The sequence below is a fragment of the Alteromonas sp. ABH4_457 genome, from assembly GCF_056160625.1.
The window spans coordinates 138,277-158,677 of the sequence record NZ_JBSWXN010000009.1 but is presented as its reverse complement, the minus strand read 5'-3'; the positions used below and the strand labels follow the sequence as shown (position 1 = coordinate 158,677).

Genomic DNA, 20,401 nt, shown 5'->3' with positions numbered 1-20,401 from the left:
CCGGAGCCAGCCGGCAATCTACTGCTGCCGTGGCTCCCTGCGGCTATCTTTTATATGCCGGGTCAAACTTTGTAATAACGCTCTCAGTTTGGCTGGTTTTAAAGGCTTGGTGAGGTAGTTCACGCCCTGTTCTTTACACTGTGCAATCAGACTTTCTTCATGATTGGCCGTGACAAGAGATGCCGGCACGACGATATTCAGATGCCGGCGGATAGCCTCAATCAGGTCCAGCCCGTTCTGGCCCGGTCCTAACTGATAATCCATTAACAGAATTTGCGGCGAGAATATATCTGCCTGACGTATCGCGTCGTCCCAGTTATTCGCCAGCACGACTGTGACTCCCCATTTTTCCAGTAAGGTTTGAAGTGCATCCAGGTTCTCCTGCTGATCATCTACGCACAATACACGGACCCCTCTGAAGGTTGAAGAACGGCTCAGTTTGGTTGGATCAGTCTGACGGCGGGGCGACGCCTGGCCCATGGTCAGGGTGAAACAACTGCCTTTGCCCGGCACTGAGGTCACCTGTATTTTACTTTGCATCTGCTGACTGAGTCTGCGTACCACTCCCAGACCCAGGCCAACACCGTGTTCAGCGGATTCGTGGGTACGGTAAAAGTCACTGAAAATCATGCCCTGTTGCTCAGACGAGATACCGATACCCGTGTCCCTGACTTCAATCAGCACACGATCGCCCCTGGGACGTACGGTGAGCAGTACCTTACCGGATTCTGTATACTTCACTGCATTTGACAGCAAGTTTTGCACAATACGGTACAAGAAGGTTTTGTCGCCGAGTACCCAGCAGTCCCGGATCCTGGCCCGTAACTGAAGACCTTTCTCCCTGGCCCGCATACCCATTTCGTCGGTTAACTGAGACAACAGGGCGGGAAGGTGTACGGCTTCCACAGAAGGTTTCAGTTCGCCCTGATCCAGACGGGATATGTCGAGCAGGGTGCCGATAAGCGCTTCACTGGAGGTGACTGAATGATTCAGCTTCGTAACGATATCTTTAACCGGTGCAGAAAGTTCAGCTTCTTCGAGCGCGGTCACATAAAGCTTCGCCGCATTAAGTGGCTGCAAAACATCATGACTGGCCAGCGCCAGAAAACGGGTTTTGCTGGCGTTAGCATCTTCTGCCGCTTTTCTTGCGCGGATAAGTTCTTTTTCAGCTTCAGAGCGACGCTCTATTTCCAGTCTCAATTCGGCATTGATGGAGTGTACTTCTTCCGTGCGCTTTTTAATTCTGGCTTCCAGGTTGATGTTCGATTCTTCCAGCGCCTGCTGAATTTCGATGTGACCGGTGATGTCATTGAAACTGGTTACAAAGCCGCCGCCGGGTAACGGGTTGCCGACCATTTCAATCACACGGCCATCACTGCGCTGGCGGGTAAACCGGTGAGGCGTACCGGAGCGTAAATGTTCCAGCCGTTTTTCTATCTGGATTTCCACATCACCGGCACCGAACTCACCTTTCTCTGCGTTATACCGCACCAGCTTTTCAATCGGTGTACCCACTGCCAGCATGCCGTCAGGATAGTTATATAAAGCGGTATAGCGTTTATTCCAGGCAACCAGATTCAGGTGCTTGTCTATCACACTGATCCCCTGATCCATATTCTCCAGCGAAGTGAGCAGGGCAGTCATGTTGAACTGCATAGCCTGAGTCGTATCGTCGAAGAAGTTAATGATTTCGGTAAAATCCAGCTTCTTTCCTTTCAGGATGGAGTCGATTAACGCTTTAGCACTGGATGCACCGATTACACCGCCTAGTGCCCGTTCGGAAAAGGCCATAAAAGATTCATCGGGCGTTTCGTCACGGTTAATTTTGCAGTGATTCAGTTGCTGATATTCTTCCACCAGTTGCTCACACCGGCCGCTGCCCATAAACGTGGACAGCAGAGTAATGAGGTCAGCAATGGTCACATGGGTGTTGTGCCGGCGGTTCGATGCCGTTCTGTTATCTGCCGGAGAAACGAAGGCTTCCGCCTGGATCCGGTCAACTAATCTTGCAGGAGCAAAAAGCGAGAAGCCGATGTAGGCAGCAAAATTTGCAGCAAGGCTGATTAGTGCTCCCTGGCTGATTTGTTCGTTTTGCTGCAATGTGGTCGCGCTGTCATTCACCAGCGGCAGCACCAGCCAGAGTACCCAGGTAACCAGTCCGGCAACCAGACCGGCATACACACCATGAGCATGAGCACGTTTCCAGTAAAGCCCGCCAACAATGGCAGGAATGAGCTGGATCACCAGTGAAAAGGCAATCAGACCGATGGAGTGTAGCGAACGGCTATTGGTCATTTGCTGGTGGTACAGAAAAGCCAGCAACAGAATAAGGCCAATGACAATACGCCGGATCAGCCGGATACGCCGGCCATAATCTTTATTGCCCGGGTTACTGTGTTTGGTTAGCAGAACCCGCGGCAGGATCACGTCGTTTGTCAGCATGGTACTTAAGGTCAGTGTGGCGACGATGATCATGGCGGTGGCGGCCGACAGCCCGCCAATAAAGACAATGATCTGCAACAGCGCTGACTCCGAGTAAATTGCCATGCTCAGTACATAGGTATCGGGCTCCACATTCTGCCCTGCAAATATGGCATTACCGGCAATGGCGATGACCGGAATGACTGCGGCGGTGATCCCCAGATACAGGGGAAAAAGCCAGCGTGCTGTTTTCAGGTGCCCCAGGCTCAGGTTATCTATAATTGCCACGTGGAACTGTCTTGGCAGGCACACTACCGCCGCGGCGGCCATGATTGTCTGGGATATAAAGGAGTAAGAGCCGAACTGCGACAGGGCTTCGTCGCTGAAAAAAGTATTGAACTGCTCAGGATTATCAGTGGCTTGCCAGGCGCTGTAACCCACAATGGCCACCAGCACCAGCGCGGTCAGTTTGATACTGGATTCGAACGAAATGGCCAGCATCAACCCCCGGCGGTACTCTGTGACATCGGTTTGTTTTGTGCCGAAATAAATCGCAAAAATAGCGATGAACAGGGTCGCCACAATAATGATGAAGTGGCTGTTCGGTTGCTGCGTCAGTAGCTGAAATGTTGAACCGATGGCCTTAAGTTGCAGTGCGATATAAGGAATGGTCGCCAGCAGTGCAATAAGTGTTACCAACAGCGCCACACCCTGACGTTTGCCGTAGCGCGAGGCAATAAAGTCGGCAATGGTATTGATGTGCTGCTTTTTACTGACCAGCGTCATTTTATAAATAAACTTATAGCCCAGCACGTAAACCAGTACCGGCCCTAAAAGAATAGGCAGATATATCCAGGTGTCACGACTGGCAGATCCGACCGCACCAAAGAATGTCCAGGCGGTGCAGTAAATGGCCAGTGCAAGGGAATAGATAGCGGGATGGGACGTCAGCCAGCGTGCGGTGGGGGAGTTTTTGTCTCCCCAACTGGCAATATAAAAGAGAAAAAACAGATAAACCAGTGCAAGTGAAACCCAGGCGAATGTCATAGTTTTATATACATCCTTTTAACATGTCTGTATGTATTATACTCACTCTATAATCCTCCTACCTACGACCATGGTCTCATTCCTCGAAAGCCAAGCCGCGACTAGAGTATAGAAAAAGCGAGACCCGACAGGGTTTTTGCGTGGTTTTTGACAAAAGTAAACAGAAAAAAGATTACTGAGGCCACACAAAAATCCGGTCGTTAGATAAATGTAAAAATAAAACATCCACTTAACCTGACATGAGGACGGAAAGATGGCATTTAGAAATGAAGACGACAAGCAGGCGTACTGGAAGGAGAACCTCTCCCTCCTCGCCAAATTGTTGGTGATTTGGTTTGTTGTGTCATTTGGCGCAGGCATCATTTTTGCCGATGCACTTAACCAGATCCAATTCTTTGGATTCAAACTGGGCTTCTGGTTTGCACAACAAGGTTCCATTTATGTATTCGTAGTACTTATTTTTGTTTATATGGCAAAGATGAATGCACTGGATAAAAAATACGGCGTAGACGAGGAGTAGGCCCATGGATGTTCAATTACTGACCTTTATCATCGTCGGCGCATCTTTCGCCCTGTATATCGCTATTGCGATTTGGGCCCGTGCCGGTTCAACTAACGACTTTTACGTAGCAGGTGGTGGTGTACCCCCTGTCATGAATGGTATGGCGACAGCCGCTGACTGGATGTCTGCTGCCTCATTCATTTCCATGGCCGGTTTGATTTCCTTTATGGGATACGACGGTGCCGTTTACCTGATGGGCTGGACCGGTGGATACGTACTGCTGGCACTTTGTTTAGCACCTTACCTGCGTAAATTCGGTAAGTTCACTGTACCGGATTTCATCGGTGACCGCTACTACTCGCAGACTGCCCGTACCGTGGCGGTATTCTGTGCCATCTTCGTTTGCTTTACTTATGTAGCAGGCCAGATGCGCGGCGTGGGTGTGGTATTCAGCCGCTTCCTCGAAGTAGATATCGTAACTGGCGTGGTTATTGGTATGGCAATCGTATTCTTCTACACCGTACTGGGTGGAATGAAAGGCATTACCTATACACAGGTTGCTCAGTACTGCGTTCTGATTTTCGCTTACCTTGTACCTTGTGTGTTCATCTCCATGATGGTTACCGGTCATATCCTGCCACAAACTGCATTTGGCGCCACACTGGCCGACGGGTCGGGGATATATATGCTGGAGAAACTCGATAGTCTCTCGGTGGAGCTGGGCTTTAATGAGTATACCAGCGGCACTAAGAGTACCATTGATGTGTTCTTTATCACCTTCGCCCTGATGGTGGGTACAGCCGGTCTGCCACACGTTATTGTTCGCTTCTTTACCGTACCTAAAGTACGTGATGCCCGTAAATCCGCTGGCTGGGCGCTGTTGTTCATCGCCATCCTGTATACCACTGCGCCGGCACTGGCTTCCTTCGGTCGTGTAAACATGATTGAAACCATCAACGGTCCTGATATGGCGGGTACTGATTATGCTGAGGCTCCGGCGTGGATTAAGAACTGGGAAAAAACCGGCCTGATCACCTTTAAAGATAAAAACGGTGACGGCAAAATGTTCTATGCAGCGGGTAGCATTGATGATCCGGCGAGCAAGAACGAAGTGAATGTTGACCGTGACATCATGGTACTGGCTAACCCTGAAATTGCGAATCTGCCGGCATGGGTTATCGCCCTGGTTGCTGCGGGTGGGGTAGCTGCGGCGCTGTCTACCTCTGCGGGTCTGTTGCTGGTAATTTCCACTTCAGTGTCTCACGACCTGTTGAAACGTAACTTTGCACCGAATATTACCGATAAGGCTGAGCTTTTCTATGCCCGTCTGGCTGCCGGTGTGGCGATTGCAATTGCCGGTTACTTCGGTATTAATCCGCCGGGCTTCGTAGCACAGGTGGTCGCCTTTGCCTTCGGCCTTGCTGCCTCCAGTTTCTTCCCTGCTATTATCATGGGTATCTTCAGCAAGCGCATGAATGGTGCAGGGGCAATCTCTGGTATGGTGGCGGGTATTGCGTTCACTGCGGCCTATATCATTTACTTCAAGTTTGTGAATCCGGCAGCGAATACGGCTGATAACTGGTGGTTCGGTATTTCACCTGAAGGTATCGGTACGCTGGGTATGATTGTTAACTTCGTGGTTGCCTTCGTTGTCTTCAAGATGACCGGTGAAGCACCTGCAGAAATCCAGCAAATGGTAGAGGATATCCGTTATCCGAAAGGTGCAGGTGAAGCGTCAGCGCACTAAAACCTGTTGCACTTAACTACTGACGACAGAAACTGTAAAGCTCACCCTCAGCGGTGAGCTTTATTCTTTTTGAGGATTAAACAATGAGCGTTGTGCCACAACAAGTCACAGACTTTCTGAAAACCTCTGCACCTTTTGATCAGTTGAATGAAGAAGAGATGATTCATCTGGCGAAACAAGCCAGCCTGATTTACCTCACTGCTGACAACACAGAGACGTTGCTGAAAGAAAATAAAGGGCGGTTGTTTCTGATCCAGAATGGTCAGTTTTCGGTGAAAGACGCAGAGCAGAGTGAACGTCACCTCAGCGAGGGAGACTATTTCGGTTATCCCAAGTTGCTGGATAACATAGATTACCCCTTGTCGGTAAAAGTCGATAAACCCGGGCTGGTGTATTGTTTCACCGCCGCTGCGTTTCACCGTGCCCTGAGTTTCCCTGCGATTGCTGATTTCTTTCACGGTACCCGTACCGGTGCATTGCAAAATCAGGCTGTCGTGGAATCTAACTCCATGTGGCTATACAAGGCACTGCATGAGGTCATTGAACATGAGCCAGTTCAGGCGGCAGAATCTGTCAGTATTCAGCAGGCCGCGCAAATCATGTCGGAAAACAAGGTGTCTTCTTTGCTGATCACCCGTGACGAAAAGCTGGTGGGTATTGTAACCGACAGAGATCTGCGCAACCGTGTAGTGGCAAAAGGCGCTGATATTTCTCTGTCTGTCGCTGACATTATGACGGCTACGCCGGCCATGATTCATCAGTACCGGACCATGTTCGACGCTATGGCACTGATGAGTGAACGTAATATCCATCACCTGCCGGTGGTGGACAGGAACAGTCGTAAACCGCTGGGAATGATCACCGCATCAGATATTGTCCGTCACCAGCGGGGTAACGTGCTTTACATCATCGGTGAATTGTCGAAAGCCGATAACCTCTATGAACTCACCCGCCTGTCCTGGCAAATGCCACACTACTTTGCCACCCATGCAAAACGGCCCGGTGACTTCGATATTGCCGGTAAAGTATTGTCTCAGGCCACGGATATTATGACCCGCAAACTGATACATTATTACCAGCGGGAGCACGGACCGGCACCGTTGCATTACAGTTGGGTGGTGTATGGTTCCCAGGCCCGTGAAGATCAAACAATGGGCTCAGACCAGGATAATGGTCTGTTACTGGAAACCACGCCGTCTGACAGCCAGGCAGACTACTTTGCCGGCATGGCGGACTATGTATGCAATGGTCTGGCGAAGTGCGGTATCAAGTTATGTGACGGCAATATCATGGCATCGAATCCGGAATTGCGTTTGTCACTGGCACAGGCTGAGAAGGAAGCCGGTGAATGGGTCAGGCAACCTACGCCTAAAGCGATTATGCATTTCAATATTTTTCTGGATGCCCGCTGTGCTGCGGGAGACGCAGAGCTGTTCAGAAAGATGCAACTTGTCAGAGTGCCGCTTTTGAAGCAAAAGATGTTTCTGGCCGCGCTGGCGCGTCACAATAATGATATTCCCGTCCCTCTCTCGATGTTTCAAAAATTTGTTTACGAGAAAGGTTACGAAGAAAAGGATGTGATTGATTTGAAGGTTAAGGCCATCGCAATCATCAATAATCTTGCCCGCATTTATGCGCTGGCAAACGGCTTAACCATGCCCTCTACACTGGCACGGCTGGCGGCATTGCCGTCAGGTTCCGGATTGTCGACTAAAGATGCGCAAAATCTCCGGGATATCTGGCTGTTTCTGAACCGTCTGCGCTGGCGTCATCAGTTGTCCGGCAATGTCACAGACAACCGGGTATCAGTATCTTCATTGTCATCCATAGAAAAGCATCAGCTTAAAGCCGCGTTTAAGGCTATCGACAGAGCGCAGCAGGGTGCGGTGATGAATTTCTCCGGAGGCATGAGCTGAGCATGCTGAGTATGTTAAAGCGCTGGTTGGCAGGAGCCCCGCCACTGCCGGAAGGCTGGGCGGAGAAGTCGCTGGCAACACTGCCGTTGCTGGCCGTTGATCTGGAACTGACATCACTGGATGTCCGTGAAGCGCAAATTACCTCTGCCGGCTGGGTAGAAGGACGGGGAAGTCACATAGATATCAGCCGTTGCTTTTATTCGGTTGTCAGAACCCGTGCGGATCTTGCCCAAAGCCCGGTCATCCACGGTCTTACCGGTGCAGAAATAGCGCAGGGGGCGCATATTAAAGAGGTACTGGAGCAACTGGTCGGTTATGCCGGAACGCATCTGTGGGTATGTCACAACGCTAATCTGGATTTAAGCGTGTTACAGGCGGCATTGTCGGCTCAGCAAATATCCTGTCCGCCGGTGGTGGTACTGGATACGTTAAAGCTGGCAGTCTATCAACTTAAAAAGCACCATGAAGTACTGCCGCCAAACAGTGCAACGTTAACGGTTTGCCGGCAGCGCCTGGGGTTACCTGCTGCACCAGCTCACAATGCGCTGGATGATGCTATGGCAACCTTGCAACTCTGGTTTGCGCAAAATCAGGTGCTGAATGGCGGGAAAGTAGTCAGTGTTGGCGATTTACTGCACACTCAGGCCATTTCTTGCAAAAAAATGGAAAAAAACTGAATTTGTTGATTGACAAAGACACCGAACATCCGTAAATTGCGCATCCACAACGAGACGGGGCAAACGCCCGATACAAAAAGTCTCTTATGCCCAGGTGGTGAAATTGGTAGACACGCTAGCTTCAGGTGCTAGTGCTCTAACGGGCGTGGCGGTTCAAGTCCGCCCCTGGGCACCATTCTTTTATACTTTTCTTTAGTAAATTTCAAAACAGTACAATTAATATTCTCAGCAACCTGCTGATATTCTGCAAAAAATTCATTATTTCTCTGTTTTAGTTATTCTTTTAGCTGTTTCAGCGCAAATTACTTATAAACTTATTATTTTGTTCCTTTTTTTTTGATAGCGGAAACGCTTGATTCCCCGCCGTATTATTAGACGAAAGTTCAGTGATTCGTCATGTTGGTCATAACAGCTTATCGAAAACTATACTTTATAAAACTGTCATATCGGTAATATCATTGACATTAACCAATGGGTTATTGGATTTATAAATACTTAACAATTTTACCGGAAATGGTCAGCAGAACTCCTTCTTCACTACATTCAGCACTCTTTTCACTGCATCTGTATAAGTATGCCTTTTCCGGCCTTGCTTTTATCAGTCTGATGCTGGTGACGTTCAGCTATTCGCCGTTTAACCTGGTCACTGAAGATGTGCTTGCCAGTGGAAGCGTGGTGGATGTAGCCGGCTACCGGGAAGAAAGTCAGTTTGAAAAAACAAAATCAGGCTACGTTCTCGACTGTTCTGTGTCTGAGCCAAGGTTATTTGAATTATGTGGTTTAACATTCAAATACATTGCCGCGGATAACACTTCATCACTGCCTTCATATGCGAATCTGGACGAAGTTGAAATAGATGCATTCATTGAGACAGATAACCCGGGGGCTCAGCACCGCGCCGGTGTGACATTTATTTCGCTGAGGGATGACGTTGAGTACGACGAAGACGATCTCAGTACCAAGCGCTTTCAGTCCGTCTATTTTTTACCTGATGACGGCGTACAGCTTATTAACCGTGATCGCATCGTGGTGGATGCCTGGTGGGAAAAGCACTATCAGGTACCCTACGACATCGCGGCAAGTGATTTGTCTGCGGTAGCCAGTATTTTGGTGTCGGTTGAAACGTTGAATCAACTGGATCCCGGACGCTATAAACTGTATCTCAATAGTTTCTTGTTAAAACATCACATCATTACACCTGCATCGGTGAATTTGTTTCTCGCACTGATTTGGCCGGCGGTAATGCTGGTTTTTCTGTGTCACTTTGTTGTCATCAAGCGGGTAGAAATGCAAAAGCTCCAACTGCTCGCAGACAGAGACCCCGACTCGGGATTTATTAACCTGAATGGTCTTAAGCGACTTTATCCGGGTAAGCTGAATAGCCCGCTGACGATTGTGAATATCAGAGTGAGGAATTACCTTGCCCTGCAACGGGAATTCTCAAAGGAAACGGTCACATCACTGATTAAAGCCACATTTGGTCCTTTCACTCAGGACAAACACCGTGAAGCATTTCTGGTCCGGAAGCAGGATGAGAATATCCTGCTGGTGCTGAAAGACTTCGACGAGGCTTTCTTCGGTAATTTAATCTCGGCTTCCCGGAAAGGGGTGAATATTCCTTCTCTGGGGCATTTAAGACTGGATGTAAAGCTGGGGATTGCCCGTGGTGAGAGAGGGATGACTGTTGATGAGTTACTCGCTCAGACGACTATTGCCATCGACGCGATCATGGACAACGAGCTTGGCTATAAAATTTATCAGCCTGAACTTAGGAAAGAGTATCGTCAGGCGAGATTCGTTGAGCAGGAACTGCGGATCGCACTGGCGAACAAAGCCTTTCATCTGGTCTTTATGCCTGTTTACGACAGTGAGGAAAACCGGATTGCCGGTGCAGAAGTGTTGTTGAGAACGTCCCATTTGCCCCTTAAGAGCTTTTCTCCCGAAGTTTATATCAGAGTGGCAGAAAAGGCCGGACTCATTCGTGAAATAGACTTCTGGGTGCTTGAGCAGGCTATTCTGGCATTACAGAAGATCCAGCAGCCGGATTTTGTCTTATCGGTAAACATTTCTTCAAAAGAGTTGATGGATACCCGGTTTGCGGAAGAGCTCAGCAGGCTGATTGACCAGTATCATTTCAGGCCGGGCAGTCTGTGTCTTGAAGTCACAGAAACCTTTTTTATTGATGTAAATACCATCTGTTTTGAGTCTATTCAGGCCATCCGCAATCTTGGTGTTAAGTTATCGCTGGATGACTTCGGTACTGGTCATGCTTCTCTTCAACATTTGCTGAATATGCCGGTTAATGAAATTAAAATCGACCGCAGCTTTGTGTGGACGCTGGAGAGTGAGAAAAGTGCGGTGATTGTGGATGCTATCGTGTCAATTGCCCGCATATGTCAGTATGACGTAGTTGCAGAAGGGGTGGAGACCGCAGAGCAGCTGGATAAACTTATTGCATTGGGTTGCCGTTATTTCCAGGGTTACCTGATTGCAAAACCGGACTCACTGGATGCACTGTTGCGCTTTTGTCATGAAGTACGGCATAGCCCTGCGATGATTCAGAAAATAAGGGCTACCGGTTAGCGGTATCCTGATGCCGGAATTCAGGCGGCGGGGTTACCGGGAGCCGTTATGTTCAGTATGCGCCGGATTTCCGCAATCACATCTTCAATTTGATCTGCAGTGACATGCTCCGGCGCTGTTTTCAGGGTCTGATCAATTTGCTGCAGGGTGTAAAACAGTCTGGTGGCACCCACTTCTCCGGAAGATCCTTTCAGTGAATGCAGTGCAAGGTGCTGATCTGCTATCTGGTCTTGCGGCAGTGCTTCCAGCATGGTCAGCATCTCCCCGGCCTGCTCAGTAAACATGACCAGCACTTTGTTATACAGGCTGTGATTATTTGCCAGCCGCGATAATGCGGTTTCTTTATCTAATACCGGAAAGTCATTCATCCTGCACCTACCCGTGATTCTCCGTCCGGACCGACAAACGCATAGGAGTTACGGCCGTTTTCTTTTGCCAGATATAAACACTTATCGGCCGCAAGCATGATTTCATCAATCATGTCTGCAGAGTTCGGGTGATAAGTTGCAGCACCGGCACTGACGGTTAAAAAACCGGAAGGAGACAGGGCGTGAGCTATACGCTCAGTACTCACTGTCTGAAGTATGCGCTCACATACTGTTTGCGCGCCTTCTTCATGGGTGCCCGGCAGGATAATCAGAAATTCCTCACCACCTACCCGAACTAACCTGTCCATCGGTCTTAGCAGTGAGCCTTTCAAAGCCTTGGCAATTTTCCACAAGCAGGTGTCACCTTCAATGTGGCCATACTTGTCGTTGTACTGCTTGAATAAATCAATATCGAAAATCGCAATCGAGAGCGGTGTTCCTGTGCGATCAGCCTCTCTGACAATATCCGGTAAGCTTTCTTCAAGATAATGCCTGTTAAAGCAGCCTGTTAGCCTGTCGGTATAAATAAGCTGCTCAAGCAGGTCAGTTTTTAGTTTATGGGCCAGGTGAGACTTTACGCGATTTATCAGTGTGGTGGCATTAACCGGCTTTTGCACAAAATCCACGCCACCGGCATTCCAGCACTTTTCCTGCTCTTCATCGGACACTGAAGCAGTAACGAAGACGACGGGAATATGCTGGGTTTTAGGGTTGTTAGCCAGTTGACGACACGCTTCGTGGCCATCCATATCGGGCATAAAAACATCCATAAGGATTAAATCAGGCAGGGTTCTGCTGCAAAACTCCAGGGCTTCTTCTGCACTGGCAACAGAATCACAACGGGCCACGTTCTCCAGCAACGTCGACATGACCAGACGACTTGACGCCTGGTCATCAACGATAAGAACATGACAATCTGCCAGTGAGCGGGAAGTCGACCGGATTACCACCTGATTACTCCTTTGGTTGTACTCATTCGACTACTATAAATGCCACATTAACGGCAAGCCAAATTTAAGTACAACTTTTTATTTTCTATGAACGGATTATTTAGCCAAAACTGTGTACAACTTTATATCTGTAAGCTCTGCCACCGCAGCAACATATTGTGCCAGTTCATCGGGCATCGCCAAATCTTTAACCATTGTCAGGTTTCTTAAAACCGGGAAAACAAAGATATCATTCCATCCCAACTGGTTCATTTGCTGAGCCGGCAAAGGGGGGGCAGGCATATCTGCCAGTGCAACTTCTACTGCCTTTTTATACTTCTCTGTATTATCAAAAGCCTCTTCAAATGACATACCTAGGGATTTCTCTTTCTTCTTCCTGAAATACTCGCGGGCTTCTTCTGTTGCAAACTCCGGCTGCTCAATCATGACATTACGGGGAAACAGCAACGCATTTATTTCAAACGAGACGGATTCCAGGTATTTGGTATACTTTTCCGGTTCTGTCTTCGGTAACAACTTCTTCCCCGCAGGGGCCATTTCAATCAGCTTTTCGACAATATCCAGGCTTTCACCCATGGCTGTGCCGTCGTCAATTTCCAGAATAGGAACCATTTTTGCGCCGATGAGTTTGTGACAGGTCGCTTCATCATCATTAAGCAAATACGACTTTTTATGCTCTATGCCCAGATAGTTAGCTGTCATGTCTGCGCGGACACAATAGGGGCAGTGCAGGTACTGATGTAATGTAGGCATTGTTACTCCGTAATCCGGTAGTTAATTGTAGACTATATTGAGAATGATACTTCTTTAAGTTTGATTTTTCTGTCAATACGCGGCAAACACACGTTTGTTCGACGTGATACCGTATATTATTTGATACTACTACCGGTGTTTACGGGCAGAACAGAAAAAAGTTCGCCGTCCCGGAAGGGCTGACGATATGCAGGAACTAGTAGCGTGGGTCAGCCGGAAAATAAGATCAGAGAGGGGCAGGGGGCAACCCGGTCAGCGTTGCCCTTCCAGTTCCTGCCACAATGCAGCCAGTTGTTGACTGACCTTGTGTGAAGGCGCGAGATACGGAAGCGGAATACGTTTCGAATGGGACTCTTTCACTTTTACTGTACTGTTAATTTTGCTGTCCAGCACAGGTAAGGATTTCTCTTTGAGTGAAGCAATCAGTTCTCCCGGTAACTTTGCCTGCGGGTTAAACTGATTAATGATGATGCCCTCCAGCTCCAGCTCCGGATTATGATCGGTACGCAATTCCAGAACGTTGTCGAGCAGACGGCCGATAGCCTGAACAGAGAAGTCATCGCAGTCAAAAGGGATAATGAAGCTGTCTGCAGCAATTAATGCAGCCTTGGAATAGAAGTTGAAATTGGGCGGCGTATCAATGTACACGCGGTCAAAATCTTCCTCCAGCGTTGCCAGTGTTTCCTTCAGCTTAAACATCTTATAACGGGTTTCCAGTTCCCGCTCCAGCTCGGTAAGGCTGGGATGGGCGGGTAAAACAGACAAGTTTTCAAATGCTGTTGGTCTGACAAAAGCCGATGGCGGCTGAGGTTTGGAAAACCAGCCAACAACCTGTTTAAACATATCTGCAACAGTGAGGCTGTCATCGTTTATATCCACCCCGCAGTAATGCGTACTGTTTCCCTGGGCATCTAAATCGACCAGTAGCGTTCTGAACCCGTTTCTGGCACTTTCCGCGGCTAAATTAGCACTGATAGTCGACTTTCCCACGCCCCCTTTCTGATTGAACACGACACGTTTCATTGGATCTCCGGTGAGAGTTCGACGGTAAGGTTAAAATATGTCCGATTTTGGTCACTGTTGTAAAGGGATCAGCGGTTCACATTGAAAATAATCAGGGGTACCGGTGAGATTTCCTGCTCTGCGATGAACGGTTGAATATACAGTGTGAATTAAATGTAAAATAATTGTTATGGGTTATACTTGAGTCACGCCAATTGAGCAGGGGTGACGATATGAAGCAGATTCGACTTTTAACCGGTATGCTGTTTGTTGTCCTCATGTCCGGCTGTGCATCTTTACCGGAATCCTTTACCGCCAGCGAATTGCCCCTCAACGATGACGTATTTACTCAGTACCATGAGTATACGCCGGAATCCGCAGACGAAATATTTAAGCTTGATGCAGCTGCCAGAGAATTTGTCGATAATTCACAGTCACCTTTATCCGGCGACGGAGACAATCTTAAGAATTTGATCCGACAAATCTTCGATGGCGGAAAACTGGGGATCCGCTATATCACCAATGCGAACACTATCGCTTCTGAGACATTTGCGAACCGTGCCGCGAATTGCCTGTCGCTGACTATCATGGCGAAAGCCATGGCGGATTATGCCGGGTTTAATGCCGTATTCTACGAAGTGGATATTCCGGAGTACTGGACCCGCCGCAGCGGAGTGAATTTACTCAATGGTCATATTAATTTGCGGGTATCCGTTGCGGACACGCTGAGAAAGAACCAGATTTCATCGCATTTCATCGATGTGGACTTTGATCCGCAGACCATCCGCTCCCATTTCCCCCGTAATGCCATCAGCAAAGAGAAAATCACGGCTATGTTCTATAACAACAAAGGTGCTGATGCGTTGCTCAACAATGACGACATAAAAGCCTATGCGTATTTACGTGCAGCCGCTTTGCTCTATCCTGAGTTTGGTTCCACATGGGTGAACCTCGGGGTGTTGTACCGGCGTCACGGATTATTGGACAGCGCCCGTGAAAGCTATGAGCTGGCACTGAAGCTCGACAGTGAAAACTTAACCGCATGGGAAAACCTGGCGTTACTGCATGAACTCGAAGGTCGTACAGCGCAAGCCAGAGACATTGCCAGAAGTGTGCGTAATAAACGGGAAAGTAACCCCTTCTATCACTTCATTCTGGGTGAAGAGGCGCTGGATTTCGGTGACGCGGAGCAGGCGCTTATCCATTACAACCGTGCCCGCAGGCTGGATAACAGCCGCCATGAAATTTTTTTCGGAATGGGGAAGGCGCACTATGAGCTGGGCAATATAGACCGCGCCGCTGACTTCATGAAGCTGGCGGCTAAGCATGCGCAAAACCGCCAGGATGAATATCGTTACATGAGTAAGCTGTCTGACTTACAAAGCGCCCGTTAGATAACGCCAAGCTCTCTGAGACGTTCCTGCAAATAGGAATGTGCAGTATGTCTTTCTGACAACACTACATTAGGGCGCGGGTGAAGGAACAGGGGTAATGAAATCCGTGACTTAGTCATGTCCGTTCCGGCAGGATTAATCACCCTGTGAGTGGTTGACGGGAAATAATGCCCTGATGCTTCCTGCAACATATCGCCAATGTTGACGATAAGGTTACCAAAGTCACAAGGCACATCAATCCAGCTGCCATCTTTACCTTTAACCTGTAAACCCGGCTCGTTCGCGGCGGGCAAAATGGTGATAAGGTTAATGTCTTCATGGGCTGCCGCACGGATAGCATCCGGTTCTTCATCACCCTGGAACGGCGGATAGTGCAGTACCCGTAGCAGGGTCTGATCACTGTCTTTGATCATATTCGACAAAGGCTGACTGTACAGCTTACTGACTTCAGCCGGCGAATGCTTCTCAATCCAGCCCAGTAACTCTTCTGCCAGCGTGTTAGCTTTTGCGTAGTATTCCGCCAGTTGAGGACGCAACGCTTGCGGGCACTGACCCCAGGGATAGAAGTGGAAGTACTCTTTAATATCTTTTTTGGTAAATCCTTTTGCCACTTCAGATACGCTTTGCGGGAAGAATCCGTCCTGAGTCCCTTTGTTGTAGACGTAGTTATTCTTTTCTTCGCTGTCGAAGAAAGTTTGCCAGGACTGATAAATGCCGGTCACCATTGCCTGGCTGATTGGGTGATTTTTCAGTACGCCAAACCCTGTCTCACGGAGGGATTCTACGAATGCTTCCTGTGCACCGGGAGCCTGATAGTCAACAGCTTCTAATTGCATAACGATACCTTAATTAAATGACCGCAGAATTATAGGGAATCCCGCGTCTTCGTAAAAGTAACGGCCTTTGATATACGTCAATTACCGTTAGGTTAAGTGGTCAGTTTTCGTTACAAAGCTGACCATTTAGTCTGGTTTGTCTGGTTAAAAAAGTGAGCCACGCTCACTTTTTTACGGTGCCGGGTGTATCCGGCTCAGCCAAGCGAGAGATAAAAGCCGGCAAGTGATGCACTCATCAGGTTCGACAGTGTTGCGGCGAAAACCGCTTTCAGACCCAGTTGTGCAATTTCTTTACGGCGGGTTGGCGCCATTGCACCAATGCCTCCCATGAGAATAGCAATGGAGGAGAAATTCGCGAATCCGCACAGGGCAAAGGTAATGATTGCCTGAGACACTTCGGATAATTCACTTTGATGCTTAAGGAAGTCGAGGTATGCCACGAATTCGTTCACCACAAACTTCTGACCGATGAAACTGCCTGCCAGACGAGCTTCTTCCCAGGGAACGCCGATGATCCAGGCCAGCGGCTGTAGTAAGTAGCCTAAAATGCCCTGGAAGGTTACATCCTCATAGCCAAACAAGGTGCCTGTCCAGCCGATAAGACCATTCAGCATGGCGATAAGTGCCACGAATGCCAGCAACATAGCACCTACGTTCAGTGCCAGTTGCAAGCCTGATGCAGCACCGCTGGCAGCCGCGTCGAACACGTTAGCATAGCCGGTTTCAGACGCATCAATCTCTTCCAGTCCGTCCTTCGCTTTCTCAGTTTCCGGCAACATGATTTTTGCCATCAACAGGCCGCCGGGAGCCGCCATGAAGCTGGCCGCCAACAGGTATTTAAGCTCCACACCCATGCCGGCATAACCCGCCATGACCGAGCCGGCAATAGACGCCAGGCCGCCGACCATAACAGCGAATAACTCAGATTTTGTCATGTGGGGGATAAACGGGCGGACTACCAGGGGGGCTTCGGTCTGGCCAACAAAAATGTTAGCCGCGGCGGACATAGACTCAGGACGACTGGTACCCAGGACCTTTTGTAAGAAGCCGCCAATGAGTTTGATGACCCAGCTCATCACACCGAGGTAATACAGGACGGCAATCAATGATGAGAAGAAGATGATGACCGGCAGCACGTTGAAGGCGAAAATGAAGCCGAGGGATTTGTCACCGACCACGCCGAAAACAAAATTAATGCCTTCCTGACTGTAGCCGATGATGTTGCCCACGAAGTCAGTCATACTGAGCAGTAATTGAATGCCCGGCTCAAAATAAAGAATAAATGCGCCGATCAATGCCTGAATCGCGAATGCTCCGCCCACTGTGCGCCAGTTAATATTCCGGCGTGCAGAGGACAATAAGAATGCAATTCCGGGCAATAGCAGTATGCCCAGTAAACTCACCATAATGACGTTCCTTTGTTATTGTAATGCCTGTTGTATATGTGACTTGATCACATCCAGGGCGATTTGGTTTTTGCCACCTTGTGTAACGACGACATCTGCTGTGAACCTGCTTGGTTCGATAAACTGATGGTACATCGGTTTTACCGTTGATTCGTATTGCTTGGCAATGGATTCAAGGGTACGGCCACGCTCTTTAACATCACGCATCATGCGGCGCATAAGGCAAATGTCGAGCGGTGTGTCGATGAAGATTTTTACATCGTAGTGAGGTAATAACTCTGGTCTTGCCAGCAGCATAATACCTTCAAGAATGATCACCGGAGCCGGGTTCAGACGCTCTGTTTCCGGTAAACGTGTATGGGTTTTAAAGCAATAGTGCGGGTAATCAATGGGTTCGCCATTGCGCAACGCCTGCAGGTGCGCTTTCAGCAATTCGTGTTCGAATGCATTAGGGTGATCATAGTTATTCTTCTCCCGCGCTTCCATTGGCAGGTGGTCCTGCGCACGGTAGTAGTGATCTTCCCGTAATATTTGTACTGGGCGACCTTGCGCACTGAAGGCATTTAACAGATTTTTAGTAAAAAGTGATTTTCCGGAGCCCGAAGCTCCGGATATAGCGATAATTAATGGCGACTGCATAACTCTGGACGGCTGATATTCCTCCTGCAAAGATACGCATTTGGCCCTCGCGAATCAACGTATAATTCACGATCAGTCAAAAAGTGGTTCAGTCTTTGCAGACCGGACACAACTGGTTGAGCTAATACCTGCCGTACCTGGTACGGCGTTTTCTCTGGGCTGGTGGAGCAATCAGGCTTATTTTCCGAGTATAACAATGTCCTCATCAGTAATCGGGGGAAGTGCATAAGAATGCTGTTTGGATCTGGAGCCTTCACCCTGTGCTCTGGGCGGGTAATATTTTTCTTTTTCCACCGGGAAGGGCTCAAAAGTTTCATCCAGCGTCGCACGGATCTCACTTAAAGTTTTATCCAGGTTGGCATTAAAGTCCGGTCTTTTACGTTTGGTATGGCCCAGTTCGATCAGACGCAGGAAAACCCGGTTAGCAATCGTTATGAGTTCCTGGGGCACATCTTTATTTTGTGGCAAGGTCGCATCAGGATTCTCAATGCAGTATCTGACCAGCGCTGCGTAAAAGCAGAACGGTTTGTTTTGCATCAGGATAGCCCGGCCGTCTGCGCCGTTGCCGATACATTTCGTGTTCAGATCGATAACCAGTTTAGGTTGGGGTGGTGGCGGTGCTTCTTCTTTCGCAGATTTACGCTTACTTCTGGCCCGCGGTTTGTAGCCAATTAACACCGGAGCAGCAATCAAAGCCGCCAGAATGGCCAGCGGATGGATATGCACCGAAAAGTATAGCGGGGTAAGACTCAAACCAATGTCGATATTTTGTTCTGCGGTGGATAATGTGAATGTGGCGGTTTCAACCGTTTCTTCCACCGGTTCTGCAGTGGCAGTAACGTGCTGGATTTCACTGATTGTAAGGGGGTAAGACTGCTCCGCCAGAGTTGCATTAATGCGGCGCATATAATGACGGACCGCGGCATCATTCACCGGTGTTTTCAGTGTTTCATTGCCCACATCCAGATAGGCGAGATCAAGACTTATCCGTCGTTCCACATTATCAATAGCCTGGTGACGGTTAAGCCAGGCACCGGCAAACTGACCCGTGAAAATACAGCTTTGAAACAGAGCAAATAGTCCCAGCGCGGCTGCCGCTGTTCGTCCCCACTGAGAGGCTGTCATTTCACTGAGCGTTTGCATTTACACAAGGCTCCTTCAGTTCTACCTGCTGATAGTATTTTTTATTTTGTGCGGCAGAAATGGCCTGAATCACGTTTTGCACGGCGCATTTTAAATCTGTGTTGCGGGTCTGCATTTTCAGGTACCAGCGCATGCCTTTTACACTGTTTTCAAGCGGTGTGATATAAGTGCGCGACAGGATTTCGCCGTCATTTTTATCCCAGTAGGATGAAATAATATCGACGTCACCGGAAAGCAACGCTCTGCGCATCTCTTTGTGAGAGCTGTAATAATGCAGCTCTACATTATTCGGATTCAAATCTAGAGTTTTCAGTACCTTCTTAGGCACAATATGGCCTGAGCGGCTGCTCGGATAATCCAGTATGCCAATACGCTTGCCCAGTAAATACTCTTTAGATAGCACCGGTTTTTCCTTTAAAGCGATAAAGTAGGCTGCATAGTCCTGATGGGAGGCAACTTCTTCGTAGCCATAAATCTCACTGGCACCAAAGGCACTGACAACATTGTTCTTTACGAGGGCAAGATCACTTACGCCGTGGTTGATGTAGCGGTATGTATCGTAGTCATTTTGTCCCACCGTAATTCTCACATTACCAAACTGACGCTTAATCACCGGGTTCTGACAGAAAGCTTTCAGCGCACTTTCTGAGAAGGTTTGCTCTGTCAGATAGATGTCGAAATCGTCTGCATTAGACGAAAATCGGTCCTCGCAGCTCAAAACCTGACCAGTTTGCGGCGCAACTAAGGGCAGATTTCTAAATTTTTGAAAAAAACCTGTGGCAAGGCAGCATGCAGCAATAAGCACGACGATGATGACCCTGTATTGTTTCAAAAATGAAAAACTGACCACTTGAATAAATTTACGTAGGTTTATTTGTTGGCGCAATTTCACCAGTTAAGCTTATTTAATGCAATAGGTAAGATTATTTTAATCGTGTAAATGTTTGTAATTAAATAACTTTAAATCAATGAAGCTGAATTCAAATAAGCGGTGTTTATCTGAAAAAAATCTGCGTT

16 protein-coding genes and 1 tRNA gene are annotated in these 20,401 nt (G+C 48.5%); 7 read left to right on the top strand and 10 right to left on the bottom strand.

Annotated elements, in window-relative coordinates; all coding sequences use genetic code 11:
- Positions 1–18 precede the first annotated feature (18 nt).
- Positions 19–3,468, bottom strand: coding sequence for a PAS domain-containing hybrid sensor histidine kinase/response regulator (locus ACXAGR_RS22600; protein ID WP_474846198.1), 3,450 nt, complete (start codon positions 3,466–3,468; stop codon positions 19–21).
- 253 nt (positions 3,469–3,721) lie between these two features.
- Here ACXAGR_RS22600 and ACXAGR_RS22595 point away from each other — a divergent pair, with 253 nt between their 5' ends.
- From ACXAGR_RS22595 to ACXAGR_RS22570, 6 genes are all read left to right on the top strand, one after another.
- Positions 3,722–3,988: a DUF4212 domain-containing protein gene (locus tag ACXAGR_RS22595; protein ID WP_303574923.1), complete on the top strand. Its 267-nt coding sequence runs from the start codon at positions 3,722–3,724 to the stop codon at positions 3,986–3,988.
- Positions 3,989–3,992: 4 nt separating this feature from the next.
- A complete protein-coding gene (locus tag ACXAGR_RS22590) occupies positions 3,993–5,717 on the top strand; it encodes a sodium:solute symporter family protein (protein ID WP_474846196.1) in 1,725 nt (574 codons plus the stop codon).
- A gap of 83 nt (positions 5,718–5,800) precedes the next feature.
- Positions 5,801–7,633 (top strand): DUF294 nucleotidyltransferase-like domain-containing protein, encoded by a 1,833-nt coding sequence (locus ACXAGR_RS22585; RefSeq protein ID WP_474852658.1) that lies wholly within the window; start codon positions 5,801–5,803, stop codon positions 7,631–7,633.
- Positions 7,634–7,635: 2 nt separating this feature from the next.
- Positions 7,636–8,310 carry a 3'-5' exonuclease gene (locus tag ACXAGR_RS22580; protein ID WP_474852656.1) on the top strand — a complete coding sequence of 225 codons (675 nt, stop codon included), beginning with the start codon at positions 7,636–7,638 and terminating at the stop codon, positions 8,308–8,310.
- 88 nt (positions 8,311–8,398) lie between these two features.
- A tRNA-Leu gene (locus ACXAGR_RS22575) sits at positions 8,399–8,485 on the top strand.
- Between the two features lie 338 nt (positions 8,486–8,823).
- Entirely contained in the window at positions 8,824–10,893 is a 2,070-nt protein-coding gene (locus ACXAGR_RS22570) for an EAL domain-containing protein (RefSeq protein ID WP_474852654.1), read from the top strand.
- 20 nt (positions 10,894–10,913) lie between these two features.
- Here the strand turns inward: ACXAGR_RS22570 and ACXAGR_RS22565 are convergent, their stop codons facing one another.
- The 4 genes from ACXAGR_RS22565 to ACXAGR_RS22550 all read right to left on the bottom strand — a co-directional run bounded on the left by ACXAGR_RS22565 (position 10,914) and on the right by ACXAGR_RS22550 (position 13,987).
- Positions 10,914–11,261 carry an Hpt domain-containing protein gene (locus tag ACXAGR_RS22565; protein WP_474846188.1) on the bottom strand — a complete coding sequence of 116 codons (348 nt, stop codon included), beginning with the start codon at positions 11,259–11,261 and terminating at the stop codon, positions 10,914–10,916.
- Positions 11,258–12,211 carry a GGDEF domain-containing response regulator gene (locus ACXAGR_RS22560; protein ID WP_474852652.1) on the bottom strand — a complete coding sequence of 318 codons (954 nt, stop codon included), beginning with the start codon at positions 12,209–12,211 and terminating at the stop codon, positions 11,258–11,260. Before ACXAGR_RS22560 ends, ACXAGR_RS22565 begins: the two co-directional genes overlap by 4 nt.
- A 96-nt stretch (positions 12,212–12,307) precedes the next feature.
- Positions 12,308–12,964, bottom strand: coding sequence for a glutaredoxin 2 (gene grxB, locus ACXAGR_RS22555; protein WP_474852650.1), 657 nt, complete (start codon positions 12,962–12,964; stop codon positions 12,308–12,310).
- 252 nt (positions 12,965–13,216) lie between these two features.
- On the bottom strand, positions 13,217–13,987 hold the full coding sequence (locus tag ACXAGR_RS22550) for a ParA family protein (protein WP_474852648.1): 771 nt from the start codon (positions 13,985–13,987) through the stop codon (positions 13,217–13,219).
- Between the two features lie 212 nt (positions 13,988–14,199).
- Between ACXAGR_RS22550 and ACXAGR_RS22545 the strand changes: the two genes are divergently transcribed.
- A complete protein-coding gene (locus tag ACXAGR_RS22545; protein ID WP_474852646.1) occupies positions 14,200–15,360 on the top strand; it encodes a tetratricopeptide repeat protein in 1,161 nt (386 codons plus the stop codon).
- Here ACXAGR_RS22545 and ACXAGR_RS22540 read toward each other — a convergent pair.
- From ACXAGR_RS22540 to ACXAGR_RS22520, 5 genes are all read right to left on the bottom strand, one after another.
- A complete protein-coding gene (locus tag ACXAGR_RS22540) occupies positions 15,357–16,196 on the bottom strand; it encodes an isopenicillin N synthase family dioxygenase (protein WP_474852644.1) in 840 nt (279 codons plus the stop codon). The two genes, ACXAGR_RS22545 and ACXAGR_RS22540, sit on opposite strands and share 4 nt — an antisense overlap.
- A gap of 194 nt (positions 16,197–16,390) precedes the next feature.
- The gene (locus ACXAGR_RS22535; RefSeq protein WP_119502592.1) at positions 16,391–17,602 is read right to left on the bottom strand and encodes a NupC/NupG family nucleoside CNT transporter; all 1,212 of its coding nucleotides are present in this window, start codon (positions 17,600–17,602) and stop codon (positions 16,391–16,393) included.
- A 15-nt stretch (positions 17,603–17,617) separates the two neighbouring features.
- Complete coding sequence (gene udk / locus ACXAGR_RS22530) at positions 17,618–18,241, bottom strand: uridine kinase (RefSeq protein WP_119502591.1); 624 nt, start codon at positions 18,239–18,241, stop codon at positions 17,618–17,620.
- Positions 18,242–18,418: 177 nt separating this feature from the next.
- Positions 18,419–19,384, bottom strand: coding sequence for a hypothetical protein (locus ACXAGR_RS22525; RefSeq protein WP_474852642.1), 966 nt, complete (start codon positions 19,382–19,384; stop codon positions 18,419–18,421).
- Positions 19,368–20,102 carry a PhnD/SsuA/transferrin family substrate-binding protein gene (locus tag ACXAGR_RS22520; RefSeq protein WP_349589436.1) on the bottom strand — a complete coding sequence of 245 codons (735 nt, stop codon included), beginning with the start codon at positions 20,100–20,102 and terminating at the stop codon, positions 19,368–19,370. Before ACXAGR_RS22520 ends, ACXAGR_RS22525 begins: the two co-directional genes overlap by 17 nt.
- Positions 20,103–20,401: the final 299 nt, after the last annotated feature.